12 protein-coding genes are annotated in these 12847 nt (G+C 63.9%); 4 read left to right on the plus strand and 8 right to left on the minus strand.

Annotated elements, in window-relative coordinates:
• Positions 1 to 81: 81 nt before the first annotated feature.
• The 5 genes from groL to F3J43_RS08710 form a co-directional block, all read right to left on the minus strand.
• On the minus strand, positions 82 to 1725 hold the full coding sequence (groL, locus tag F3J43_RS08690) for a chaperonin GroEL (protein WP_166884793.1): 1644 nt from the start codon (positions 1723 to 1725) through the stop codon (positions 82 to 84).
• Between the two features lie 48 nt (positions 1726 to 1773).
• Positions 1774 to 2067 carry a co-chaperone GroES gene (locus F3J43_RS08695; RefSeq protein ID WP_003260750.1) on the minus strand — a complete coding sequence of 98 codons (294 nt, stop codon included), beginning with the start codon at positions 2065 to 2067 and terminating at the stop codon, positions 1774 to 1776.
• Positions 2068 to 2374: 307 nt separating this feature from the next.
• Positions 2375 to 2836: an FxsA family protein gene (locus F3J43_RS08700; protein WP_166884795.1), complete on the minus strand. Its 462-nt coding sequence runs from the start codon at positions 2834 to 2836 to the stop codon at positions 2375 to 2377.
• Between the two features lie 66 nt (positions 2837 to 2902).
• Positions 2903 to 3634 (minus strand): HugZ family pyridoxamine 5'-phosphate oxidase, encoded by a 732-nt coding sequence (locus F3J43_RS08705; RefSeq protein ID WP_166884797.1) that lies wholly within the window; start codon positions 3632 to 3634, stop codon positions 2903 to 2905.
• A 93-nt stretch (positions 3635 to 3727) separates the two neighbouring features.
• Positions 3728 to 4735, minus strand: a complete 1008-nt coding sequence (locus tag F3J43_RS08710) for a DUF481 domain-containing protein (RefSeq protein ID WP_166884800.1) — start codon at positions 4733 to 4735, stop codon at positions 3728 to 3730.
• Between the two features lie 153 nt (positions 4736 to 4888).
• Between F3J43_RS08710 and F3J43_RS08715 the strand changes: the two genes are divergently transcribed.
• Positions 4889 to 5242 (plus strand): MGMT family protein, encoded by a 354-nt coding sequence (locus F3J43_RS08715; RefSeq protein WP_166884802.1) that lies wholly within the window; start codon positions 4889 to 4891, stop codon positions 5240 to 5242.
• Between the two features lie 43 nt (positions 5243 to 5285).
• Positions 5286 to 6833 (plus strand): AmpG family muropeptide MFS transporter, encoded by a 1548-nt coding sequence (locus tag F3J43_RS08720; protein WP_166884804.1) that lies wholly within the window; start codon positions 5286 to 5288, stop codon positions 6831 to 6833.
• A 90-nt stretch (positions 6834 to 6923) separates the two neighbouring features.
• On the opposite strand, the gene F3J43_RS08725 is transcribed toward F3J43_RS08720, so the two are convergent.
• From F3J43_RS08725 to F3J43_RS08735, 3 genes are all read right to left on the minus strand, one after another.
• On the minus strand, positions 6924 to 8168 hold the full coding sequence (locus F3J43_RS08725; protein WP_166884806.1) for an MFS transporter: 1245 nt from the start codon (positions 8166 to 8168) through the stop codon (positions 6924 to 6926).
• Positions 8169 to 8335: 167 nt separating this feature from the next.
• Entirely contained in the window at positions 8336 to 9175 is an 840-nt protein-coding gene (locus F3J43_RS08730; protein ID WP_166884808.1) for a mechanosensitive ion channel family protein, read from the minus strand.
• 111 nt (positions 9176 to 9286) lie between these two features.
• Positions 9287 to 9772, minus strand: a complete 486-nt coding sequence (locus tag F3J43_RS08735) for a YajQ family cyclic di-GMP-binding protein (RefSeq protein ID WP_166884811.1) — start codon at positions 9770 to 9772, stop codon at positions 9287 to 9289.
• A gap of 98 nt (positions 9773 to 9870) precedes the next feature.
• On the opposite strand from F3J43_RS08735, the gene F3J43_RS08740 reads away from it, so the two are divergent.
• Positions 9871 to 10788: a putative 2-dehydropantoate 2-reductase gene (locus tag F3J43_RS08740; RefSeq protein WP_166884813.1), complete on the plus strand. Its 918-nt coding sequence runs from the start codon at positions 9871 to 9873 to the stop codon at positions 10786 to 10788.
• A 37-nt stretch (positions 10789 to 10825) separates the two neighbouring features.
• Complete coding sequence (locus tag F3J43_RS08745) at positions 10826 to 12847, plus strand: sensor histidine kinase (protein ID WP_166884815.1); 2022 nt, start codon at positions 10826 to 10828, stop codon at positions 12845 to 12847.

A 12847-nucleotide genomic window follows, 5' to 3' on the forward strand; every position in this document is an offset into this window, starting at 1 on the left:
TGGCGACACCGGCAAGACCAACGAAAAAGCCCCGGCTCTCGCGAGCCGGGGCTTTTTCATGGGGCAGGGAGTAAGGCTGGCTTACATCATGCCGCCCATGCCACCCATGCCGCCCATGTCTGGCATGCCGCCAGCAGCCGGCTTGTCTTCCGGCAGGTCGGCAACCATGGCTTCGGTGGTGATCATCAGACCGCCGATCGAAGCTGCGGCTTGCAGGGCCGAACGAGTGACCTTGGCTGGGTCCAGGATACCCATCTCGATCATGTCGCCGTATTCGCCGGTAGCGGCGTTGTAGCCGTAGTTGCCGGAACCTTGCTTGACCTTGTCAGCGACAACGCTTGGCTCGTCGCCGGCGTTGGCAGTGATCTGGCGCAGCGGGGCTTCGACAGCGCGACGCAGCAGGGCGATACCGACGTTCTGGTCTTCGTTGTCGCCCTTGAGGTTGGCAATGGCTGCCAGGGCACGTACCAGGGCAACACCACCGCCAGGCACCACGCCTTCTTCGACGGCTGCGCGGGTCGCGTGCAGGGCGTCTTCAACGCGGGCTTTCTTCTCTTTCATCTCGACTTCGGTACCGGCACCGACCTTGATCACGGCAACACCGCCAGCCAGCTTGGCCAGGCGCTCTTGCAGCTTCTCACGGTCGTAGTCCGAGGAAGTCTCTTCGATCTGGGCACGGATCTGCTTGACGCGTGCTTCGATGTCGGCGTCAACGCCAGCGCCGTCGATGATGGTGGTGTTTTCCTTGGAGAGGATGACGCGCTTGGCGTTACCCAGGTGCTCCAGGGTGGTGGTTTCCAGGGTCAGGCCGATTTCTTCGGAGATGACCTGGCCGCCGGTCAGGACGGCGATGTCCTGCAGCATGGCCTTGCGACGATCGCCGAAGCCTGGGGCCTTGACCGCAGCGACCTTGACGATGCCACGCATGTTGTTGACGACCAGGGTAGCCAGGGCTTCGCCTTCGACGTCTTCAGCCACGATCAGCAGCGGACGGCCGGACTTGGCAACGGCTTCCAGCACCGGCAGCAGTTCGCGGATGTTGGAGATCTTCTTGTCGACCAGCAGCAGCAGCGGGCCTTCCAGCTCGGCCACCATGGTGTCCGGCTTGTTGACGAAGTACGGAGACAGGTAGCCACGGTCGAACTGCATGCCTTCCACGACGGACAGTTCGTTTTCCAGGCCCGAGCCTTCTTCAACGGTGATCACGCCTTCTTTACCGACTTTTTCCATGGCTTCGGCGATGATTTCACCGATGGAGTTGTCGGAGTTGGCGGAGATGGTACCTACCTGGGCGATGGCCTTGGAGTCGGCGCATGGCTTGGACAGGTTCTTCAGCTCGGCGACGACGGCGGCGGTGGCCTTGTCGATACCGCGCTTGAGGTCCATCGGGTTCATGCCGGCAGCGACGGCCTTCAGGCCTTCGTTGACGATGGCCTGAGCCAGGACGGTGGCGGTGGTGGTGCCGTCACCGGCAGCGTCGTTGGCCTTGGAAGCGACTTCCTTGACCAGCTGGGCGCCCATGTTCTCGAAGGCGTCTTTCAGCTCGATTTCTTTGGCGACGGAAACGCCGTCCTTGGTGATGGTCGGCGCACCGAAGCTCTTGGCCAGGACCACGTTGCGGCCTTTCGGGCCGAGGGTCGCTTTGACAGCGTCAGCCAGAACGTTGACACCAACCAGCATTTTCTTACGAGCGGAATCGCCGAATTTTACGTCTTTAGCAGCCATGATCGTTTAATCCTTGGAATTCTTTGGAGTAACGGGAAGTCGGGGAAATCAGCCTTCGATGACGGCGAGGATTTCGTTCTCGGCCATGACCAGCAGGTCTTCGCCATCGACTTTCACGGTGTTGCTGCCCGAGTAAGGGCCGAAAACCACTTTGTCACCGACTTTCACGGCCAGCGCACGCACTTCGCCGTTGTCCAGGATGCGACCGGTGCCGACGGCGACGACTTCGCCACGGTTCGGTTTTTCAGCGGCCGAACCCGGCAGAACGATACCGCCAGCGGTTTTCGATTCTTCTTCGCTGCGACGGATGACGACGCGGTCATGCAGAGGACGAAGCTTCATTGTCGATCTCTCCCAAATTGTGGTTTTCATCGGCCGGTATCGACACCGGCGGGTTGATTCGGTCCGGCGTTGCCGGGAGTGGCCCGCTCGAGGCGAACCACGTGTGTCATGTCTGGTGTCGCCACCAGAAACCTTGCGGTGACCACATACATGAGGTCGACAAAAATGATTACAAGGCTTGATGAGGAAAAATTTTCACAACCTCATCGCGGGAACGGGCCTGGTCCGCGCCAAGGCCCGCGCAGGCACTGCTCCTGCACTACGGCCCTTGGCAGGGCAAGCCCGCTCCGGCAATCAACCATTGGCGCTACTTGTCGCGGCGCTCGTACTCGCCCTCGATCACATTGGGGCGATGGCCGCCGTCACGTGGCTGCGCCTGGAACGGGTCGTCCTGGAACGCACGCTGGCGCATGGCCTGCTCCTCGGCCCGGCGACGCAACTTGCCGGCGACCAGCCGGCGGGTGAATGGCAACAGGCACAGCAGGCCCAGCACATCGCTGATGAAGCCCGGCAGCAGCAGCAGGCCGCCACCCACGGCCAGCATCAGGCCCTGGAACATGTCTTCGGCCGGCAGCTCGCCGCGTTGCAGGCTTTCACGGGCACGCAGGGCGGTGGCCAGGCCGGCCACGCGCATCACCAGCACACCCAGGGCGGAGCCGGCAATGATCAGCAGCAGCGCCGGGAAGAAGCCGATGGCCGCGCTGACCTTGACGAAGACGAACAGCTCCAGCACCGGAAAAATCAGAAACAGCAATAGAAAAGCACGCATCAAAGCATTCCTCGTCGGAAGAGAATCTTCCTGTACGACCTCACATGGATGCGTGCATCCGCCATTTCAACCCTCGACCTTCGCCGCAACCGGCCATTGGTCGGCGCGAGCCAGCAGGACCAGGGCCTCGCGAACTTGTGTCGGCGTGTTGCAAACGCTTGGGAAGGCCAGCCAGTGAATGCCCTGGCCAATACGCAGGTGCATGCCTTCGCTGTCGATGCCGACCAGTTCGGCCGGTGCCGTGCGCGGCAGGCCGGTGAGTTCGACATAGTGGGCGATGGCGTTGGCATGGTCGCTGTTCATGTGCTCGATCATGTTGGCCTCCGCCGCGCCAGCGAAGGGATTGTCCAGGGTGACCTGGTCGAGCCAGTGGATCGCGCCGAAGCCGCCGATGTAGCGGTGGCGTACCGGCTGCAGTACCCAGAAGTCGAAATCGTGGGCCTTGTGGTAATTGGCCGACTCGGGGAAGTAGCGGTAGTAGCGCGCCGCAGCGGCGTCGATGGCGGCCTGGTCGGTGAGCTTGCGCGCCTCGGCCATCACCGTCAGGCGTCCCACTGCCTGCACATCCTCGGCATCGCGCTCGCCCACCAGCAGCGAGCACTTGGGGTCTTTCTGCAGGTTGTGGGTGTGCTGGGCGATGCGGCTGATGAGGATCAGCGGATGTCCTTCGGCATCCAGGCAATACGGGACCACCGAACCGAAGGGGAAACCGGGCATGGACTTGGAAAGGGTCGAGAGGACGCCGCGAAATTCCTTGAGCAGCAGTTCCCGGGCGGGGCGCAGGGCGGAAGTACTCACTGGCGGAGCTCCTGGGGCGGATTGGAAGGATGACAAGATAAGCATTATCACCGCCCACCGCCACATGCTCGCGCTCGCCTGCGCGCCGGTGCCTTACCAGGTCACGCCGAAGCCAGCGGTATAGCGGGTCTTGTCCAGGTCGCTGTCGCGCGTGCCCTTGATCACATCCTTCTCGGCCTTGAGGTTGAGCGACGCCCACTCGGTGACCTTGTAGCGCAGTCCCATCTCGGCATCCAGCGAGTAGTCGGCGACGCCACCGAACGGCTTGCCGAACTCGCCATTGGTGAAGAACTGCACCTTCTTGCCCAGCAGGTAGCGGGTGTAGTCCCACTTCACCGCACCGGCATAGAAGTTGTCCTTGCCGCCATCGCGGTATTCGAAGTCGGTGCGGTTGACCAGCGAGCCCAGCGAGAAGGCGCCCAGCTCGTCGTCCCAGAACTGGTAGCCCGGGCCGGTACCGACAGTGCGCTGGCGCATCAGGTCCTCGATCTGGTCGCGCTTGTACTCCAGGCGCCCCTGCCAGAACCATTGCTCGGTGATGAAACGGTCCAGGGCGTACTCGGCACGCCAGTTGTTGGTGGTGGTGACGTCGTTCTTGGTCTCGCGGTTGTACTCGCCCTGGGCATTGTGCCGCCAGCGGCCATGGCGGGCGCTGGTCTTGAAGCTGATGTCGTAATCGTCGCTGTCGCTTTCGGCGCGCTTGTAGTCCAGCGCCAGGTCGACGTTGCCCTTCCACAGGAAGTCCTCGACCAGCGGGCGCGGCTTCATGATCTGCTCGATACTGGCCAGGTCGACGGTCCGGGGCGCCTCGCCATTGGCCAACGTGACCTTGCCCGGCTCGGCGGCCTTGAGCGACTTGGCCTTCTCGCCATGGTAGGCATCCTGCTTGACCAGCAGTTCCTGGTCGCTCTCCAGGGTCTTGACCTGTTTCCAGTCCAGGGCGATGGAGCCGCCATAGGGGGTTTCCAGCAGCAACTTGCCACCGTCGAAGACCTTGATCTTGCCACTGAGGCGGTCACCGTTCTTCATCCAGACGGTATCGGCAAACGCCGGGGCGCACAGGGAGGCGGCGAGCAGGCACAACAGGGTTCTAGAATGCATAAACGTACTACGGGTTCGATTTGATAAAAAAAGCCGGGCATTATCCAGATACCTCCGACCTGAGCAAGGACAGACCCAGCCCATGCCGATGAGTTCCACTCGCATTTGCCGCGACCGTCCGTCCGGTTTTGCCTACCCCACCGGACGCCCCTGATGGAGCACTTCGTTGCGCCGCCCCCCGAGGACGCCGAGGCCCGGCGCATGGCGCTGTATTCGGTGCTGGGCCAGGTGCCGGCCGGCAAGGTGGTCAGCTACGGGCAACTGGCCGAGCTGGCCGGCCTTGGCCGCGCGGCGCGCTGGGTCGGGCGCACCCTCGGGCAACTGCCGCCAGACACTCGCCTGCCCTGGCATCGGGTGCTTGGCGCAGGCGGTCGCCTGAGCCTGGCACTCGGCACGCCGTCGGGCGACGAACAGCGCGCCCGCCTGCGCGCCGAAGGCGTCAGCATGACCAATAATCGTGTGGATATGACGCGCCATGGCTGGCGCCCGATGGAGCACAGCGGTTAGAGTGCGCGCTTTGTTTTCGCAAACTTGAGGCAGATGTTGGCCCATGCCCCGTAAAACCTGGCGCGCTGCGCTCGCTGCCTATGCCAGCCCGTCAACCTTGGTGCTTTTACTGCTCGGTTTCGCCGCAGGCCTGCCGTACATGCTGGTGTTCTCGACGCTTTCCGTGTGGCTGCGCGAAGCCGGTGTGGCCCGCGAGACCATCGGCTATGCCAGCCTGATCGGCCTGGCCTATGCCTTCAAGTGGGTATGGTCGCCCCTGCTCGACCAATGGCGCCTGCCGCTGCTTGGCGGCCTCGGGCGACGCCGCTCATGGCTGCTGCTGTCGCAGGTGCTGGTGGTGCTGGGGCTGATCGGCATGGGCTTCTGCGACCCCCAGAAGCACCTGTCGTGGCTGATCGCCCTGGCCGTGCTGGTGGCCTTCGCCTCGGCCACCCAGGACATCGCCGTCGACGCCTATCGCCTGGAAATCGCCGACGACCAGCGCCAGGCCGCGCTGGCCGCCAGCTACATGGCCGGCTACCGGGTCGCGGCCCTGCTCGCCACCGCCGGCGCGCTGTTCTTCGCCGAATGGTTCGGTTCCACCGGTTTCAGCTACCTGCACAAGGCCTGGACCGGCACCTACGTGCTGTTCGGCGTGCTCATGCTCCCGGCGCTGTTCACCACCCTGGTGATGCGCGAGCCCGCCGTGCCACTGCGCACCCAGTTGTCGGCGGCGCGCTATGGGCTGATGCACCAGTTGGTCTCGGTGTTCGTGCTGATCATCCTGCTGGTCTCGGTACCCGCCAGCTTCACCCAGATGTTCAACACCGACTGGGCCAGCGTGGTAGTCGGCGATGCGACCCTGCTCGACCTGCTGCTCGAGGACCGCGCCTTCCTGCGCCTGATTCTCTATGTGCTGCTGACCTGGGCGTGTCTTTCGACCATGGGCCGTCGCGGCCTGGCCCCGGTGCTCACCCCGGTCAACGACTTCATTGCCCGCTACCGCTGGCAGGCCCTGCTGCTGCTTGGATTGATCGCCACCTATCGGATGTCGGACACCGTGATGGGCGTCATGGCCAACGTGTTCTACATCGACATGGGCTTCACCAAGGACCAGATCGCCAGTGTCAGCAAGATCTTCGGCCTGATCATGACCCTGGTCGGTGCCGGGGTCGGCGGCCTGTTGATCGTGCGCTTCGGCATCCTGCCGATCCTGTTCATCGGCGGTGCGGCGTCGGCGGCCACCAATCTGTTGTTCCTGATGCTGGCCGACATGGGGCCGAACCTGGAAATGCTGGTAGTGACCATCTCCCTGGACAACTTCAGCTCAGGCATGGCCACCTCGGCGTTCGTCGCCTACCTGTCGAGCCTGACCAACCTGAAGTTCTCGGCCACCCAGTACGCCTTGCTGAGCTCGATCATGCTGCTGCTGCCGCGCCTGATCGGCGGCTATTCAGGGGTGATGGTGGAGAAGTTCGGTTATCACAACTTCTTCCTGATCACCGCCCTGCTCGGAGTGCCGACGCTGATCCTGATCGCCCTGCACTGGCGGCAGGAAGCCGGCCGGGGAAAGCCGGTGCCGGAGGAAAGCCCGGCGGCTGAGACGCATTAAGTCAGCGTCCACCTCATCGCGGGGTAAACCCGTTCCCACGCATGCCTCCTCTGGACACCTGCGCGGGAACGGGCTTGCCCCGCGATGCATTCACCCGGCGACCACGCCTTCTCCTGGTCGCCCACCGAGCACGAACCACAGCGGCAGCAGCGCCAGCGCCCCGGCCACACCCGCAGCCACGGCGAAGTGCACCAGGCTCGCCCCGGCGCCAAGCATTGCCAAGAGCGCGCCACCCAGGCCCAACAGGGCGATGGTGATCATCCCCAGCATTGCCGACACCAGTCCCTTGCTCTGCTCGCTGGAGAACAGCGTCATGCGGTACAGCACGGCATTGGCCACGCCCAGGCCCAGGGCATACAGCGACAGGCCCGCCACCAGGCTGGTCACCGTCGGCCAGTACCAGGTCAGCGCAAGCATCAGGCTCAACCCTGCCAGGTACGGCCATAGTGCGCCACGCACCAGCGCCGCTAGCGGATAGCGGTCGGCGATGCGGTTGATGATCAGGTTACCGAGGATCAGCCCGCCGAACACCGGCAACTGCCACAGGGCATATTCCATCGTGCTCAGGCCTTGGTCATGGATCAGCAGCACCGGTGACAGGCCGATCCAGCCGATCAGCGGCAACCCCACCAACCCCAGCGCCGCGCTGCCGGCAACGAAGCGGCGATTGCCCAGCAACTGACCGTAACCGGCCAGCAACGGCAACAGGTGGATCGGCGTGAATGGCAAGCGCGAGCCGTCGCGGCGCTCCACGCCCAGGGTCTCCGGCATCAGGCGGTACAACAGCACCCAGCACAGCACCGCGCCCAGGGCAAAGGCAACGAACAGCCAGCGCCAATCCAGCCATTGCAGCATCAAGGTACCCACCAGCGGGCCGAGCAGCGGCGACAGCAGCGCGATGTTGGCCAGCAGGGCCATCATGCGGACGGCATCAGCCTCGCTGAAGGCTTCGTTGAGTGCCGGGTAGCTGACCGTGACCACGAAGCCCAGGCCAATGCCTTGCAACAGGCGCAGCAGGTTGAACAGGCCAATGTCCTGCACCCAGAACGTCGCCAGGCAGGCCAGGCCGAAGAACAGACAGCCCACCAGCAACATCGGGCGCCGGCCAAAGCGATCGGCCAGGGGGCCGATCAACCATTGCAGCACCACCCCACCAAGCAGATACAGGTTCAGTGCGTGCGGGATGTATTCGGGGCTGGCCTGCAGGTCACCGACTACCACCGGCATGGCGGGCATGACCGCGTCACTGGCCAGGTAGGTCAGCAGTTCGAACAGCGCCAGGGTCAGGCCAAACAGCAAGGCGCGCAGGGGCGTGATATGCAACAGAGGTTTCATGGCAGGTATCAGGTCTTGAAGGCGGGGTCAGGCTATATGCCAGATTTGGCAGTGCCCGTGCTGTGAACAAGTGTAAGGACAGGAAAAACAACGTGGGGTAAGTCCAGCCCTACAAAATTGCAGGAACAGACTTACCCCACGATAAACAGCGAGGGCGACGGTGCGGCTTACTGCACCGCAGCCTCCTGCACTACGCGAATCACCCGCTGCGGGAACGGAATGTCGATCCCTTCGGCCTTGAGGCGATCACGGGCATGCTCGTTGAGCATGAACAGCACGTCCCAGTAATCGGCGGTCTTGGTCCAGATACGCAGGGACACGGTGATCGAACTGTCGCCCAGGGTCGAAATCACCGCCTGCGGTGCCGGATCCTGCAGGACACGCGGGTCCTGGGCCAGTTCCAGCAGCACGTTGCGCGCCTTCTGCAGGTCGGCGTCATAATTGACGCCCACATCGAACACCACCTTGCGGGTCGGCTGGCGGTTGGTGTTGGTGATGATGCCGTTGGACAGGCTGCCGTTGGGCATGATCACTGTCTTGTTGTCGCCAGTACGCAGCACGGTGTGGAAGATCTGGATGCTGTCCACGGTGCCGGAGACCCCCTGGGCCTCGATCCAGTCACCAATGCGGAACGGACGGAACATCAGGATCAGCACCCCACCGGCGAAGTTCGCCAGGCTACCCTGCAGGGCCAGGCCGATGGCCAGGCCGGCGGCACCGATGGCGGCGACGAACGAGGTGGTCTCGATGCCGATCATCGATGCCACGCTGACCATCAGCAGCACTTTCAGCACGATGTTGGCCAAGGTGCTGATGAAGCCCTGCAAGGCCGCGTCGGCACGCAGGCCGACCAGTTTGCCCAGGCGCGCGCTGAGCTTGTTGATGATCCACCAGCCGATGGCCAGGGTCAGCAGCGCCAGCAACAGGCGGCTGCCGTATTCCATGATCAAGGGGATCCAGGTCTGCGATTGGCGGACCAGCTGATCGACTTCAGCGTTCAAATCCATAGTTTTCTCCTGATGCCGAACGGCAAGTGCACAGTAAAGCGGGCCGCTGGATCTTCAGCGGCCACGGGACCTGATGGACATCAGTTGGCCATCAAGGTTCCGAAACCTCGATCAGTCGCGGAAGTTGTTGAACTGCAGCGGCATGTCGAATTCCTTGGTGCGCAGCAGGGCGATGGCTTCCTGCAGGTCGTCGCGCTTCTTGCCGGTGACACGTACCTGCTCGCCCTGGATGGCGGCCTGGACCTTGAGCTTGCCGTCCTTGATGGTGGCGACGATCTTCTTCGCCAGGTCCTTGTCGATGCCTTCGCGGAACTTGGCTTCCTGTTTCTTTTCCTTGCCCGAGGCGTAGGGGTCCTTGGTTTCCAGGCACTTGACGTCGATCTTGCGCTTGACCAGCGCCAGGCGCAGGATTTCCAGCATGGCCTCGAGCTGGAACTCTTCCTCGGCGGTCAGCAGCACGGTCTGTTCCTTGTCCTTGAACTCGTAGCTGCCCTTGCCCTTGAGGTCATAACGGCGGTCGAGGTCCTTGATGGCGTTGTCGACAGCGTTCTGCACTTCGTGCTTGTCCAGTTCCGATACCACGTCGAACGAAGGCATGGGTGTTCTCCACAAAAAAGCGCGCTCGGTCTGAAGATGGAGCGCGTCGGGATTGATGGTTAAAATGCGGGCTCATTATAACGGGTTGCGAAACGCAGATGAGCAGCACCTGGCATATTCTCGGCGCCGGCAGCCTCGGTAGCCTCTGGGCCTGTCGGCTGGCCCGCGCGGGCAAGGCGGTGCGTCTGATCCTGCGCGACCCGCAGCGTCTGGCCAGCTACCAGCATGCCGGGGGCCTGACCCTGGTCGAGCAGGACCTGCCCCGTCATTACGCGATCCCCGCCGAAACCTTCGACACCCCCGGTCCGATCCACCGCCTGTTGGTCGCCTGCAAGGCCTACGACGCCGCGCCGGCGGTACTGCGCCTGGCCCCGCGGCTGGTCGCTGGTGCCGAGGTGGTGCTGTTGCAGAACGGCCTGGGCAGCCAGGACGAGGTCGCCGAGCAGGTACCCCATGTGCGCTGCCTGTTCGCCTCCAGCACCGAAGGCGCATTCCGCGAACAGGACTGGCGCGTGCGCTTTGCCGGGCACGGCTTCAACTGGCTGGGCGATCCTTGCAACCCAAGCGTCGCAGCCTGCTTCGACGACCTGGGCGATGCGGGCATCCCGGCGCAGTGGAGCACCGATATCCTCACCCGCCTGTGGCGCAAGCTGGCGCTGAACTGCGCGATCAATCCACTGACCGTGCTGCATGACTGTCGCAACGGCGGCCTGCTGGAGCACCTGGCCGAAGTCGGCGCGCTGTGCGATGAACTGAGCGGGCTGCTGCAGCGCTGCGGCCAACCTCAAGCCGCCGAAGACCTGCATGAAGAGGTGGAGCGGGTCATCGTCGCCACCGCGGCCAACTACTCTTCGATGTACCAGGACGTGCGCCACGGCCGGCGGACCGAGATCCACTACCTGCTCGGTCATGCCTGTCGCGCCGCCGCCCGCCACGGCGCCCCGGTACCGCGACTGGAACGTCTGCACCAGCGCCTGGTCGATAACCTCACGGCCCGCGGCCTGCCCGGCGCCTGACGCCAGCCACCTCGACGGAAATGGAAACCACCCGCCCATGACCCTGCGCCAACGTCTGGACAACCTCCCGGTCGGGCAGAAGCTGCTGGCGGCCCTGCTGGTGCTGCTGGTCACCATCCTGCTGGTGGCCAACCTCGCCTTCATCAGCGCCGCCTACTGGATCACCCAGGAAAGCATGGCCCCCCAGGCGTTGCAGACCATCGGCAAGCTGGCCTCCACGCCACAGCTGGCGGCGCGTGCCGGCGACTCGAAAGACAGTGCCACGGCGCTGCTCAAGGCGCTCGACAGCTATTCGCCATTGCGCGCCGCGGCCGTCTATGGCGGCGACGGGCAGATGCTCGCCGAGCTGCAGCACGGCGAAGCGCTCACGCTGCCCAAGCGCTTTCGCAACATCGACGGCTGGCGCCTGATGGAGTTTCGCAGCACCCAACTGGTCCGCCTGCCCCGTGACGCCGCGCCACCGGCACACCTGTTGCTGGTGGCCAGCAGCGAACTGCCCAGTGCCTTCTACACCGGTACCCTGTCCGCCAGCCTGGCGATCCTGGTGTTCAGCGTGCTGCTGTGGATCGTCGTCGCCCGGCAGATCAAGCGCCTGATCACCCTGCCGATCAACCGCCTCGAGGAGTTGTCGCGCCAGGTCACCCGCGAAGAGAGCTATGTCCTGCGCGCCCAGCGCGGCAACGACGACGAGATCGGCAGCCTGGCCGAAGCGTTCAATACCATGCTCTCGCGCATCGAAGCCCGTGAGCAGCAGCTCAAGCGCGCCCGCGACGAGTTCCAGAACGCCTACGACCAGGCCCAGGGCCTGGCCGAGGAAACTCGCCACACCAACCGCAAGCTGGAGCTGGAAGTCCAGGTGCGCAGCAAGATCGAGAAGAAGCTCACAGGCTTCCAGAACTACCTCAACAGCATCATCGACTCCATGCCCTCGGCACTGATCGCCCTCGACGAGCAGCTCTATGTCACCCAGTGGAACCACGAAGCCACGGTGCTCTCCGGCACGCCGCTGGACGAGGCGCTGAACCAGCCGGTGTTCCTTGCCTTCGAGCCGCTCAAGCCGTTCCTGCCACAGCTCAAGGAGAGCGTCGAGAAGCACCGGGTTGCGAAGATCGAACGGGTTACCTGGCCCAAGGGCGACGACCTGCGCCACTATGCCCTGACCTTCTACCCACTGACTGGCGGCGGCGGACGTGGCGTGGTGATCCGTATCGACGACATCACCCAGCGCCTGTCGCTGGAGGAGATGATGGTGCAGTCGGAGAAGATGCTCTCGGTCGGCGGCCTCGCCGCTGGCATGGCCCACGAGATCAACAACCCGCTGGGGGCCATCCTGCACAACGTGCAGAACATTCGTCGACGCCTGTCGCCGGAGCTGCCACGCAACCAGGAACAAGCCGACGAGCTGGGCATCGACCTGACGAACGTCAACCGCTACCTGGACAGCCGCGAAGTCCCCCAGTTGCTCGACGGTATCCAGCAGGCGGGAGCGCGGGCAGCGAAGATCGTCACCCATATGCTCAGCTTCAGCCGACGCAGCAACCGCCAGTTGGTGCCCTGCGACCTGCCGGCACTGATCGACCAGGCCGTGGAGATCGCCGGCAACGACTTCGACCTGGCCATCGGCTTCGACTTCAAGGGCCAGGCCATCGTCCGCCAGTTCGACCCACAGCTCGAGCCGGTACCCTGCACGGCCAACGAACTGGAGCAGGTGTTGCTCAACCTGCTGAAGAACGCCGCCCAGGCCATCCACCAGCGTCCGCAACCGAGCGAACCGGGGCACATCATCCTGCGTACCCGGCTCAATCCACCCTGGGCGGAAATCCAGGTCGAGGACAACGGCGTCGGCATGCCCGAAGCGGTGCGCAAGCGTACCTTCGAGCCGTTCTTCACCACCAAGGAGATCGGCCAGGGCACCGGACTGGGCCTGTCGGTTTCGTATTTCATCATTACCAACAATCACAAGGGGCAGATGGAAGTGCAGTCCACGCCCGGCCAGGGCACCTGCTTCACCCTGCGCCTGCCCCTGGGCCAGACGGCCGCGACCAAGACGGAGGCATGA

Source organism: Pantoea sp. Cy-639 (assembly GCF_011752525.1).
Lineage (GTDB): Bacteria > Pseudomonadota > Gammaproteobacteria > Pseudomonadales > Pseudomonadaceae > Aquipseudomonas.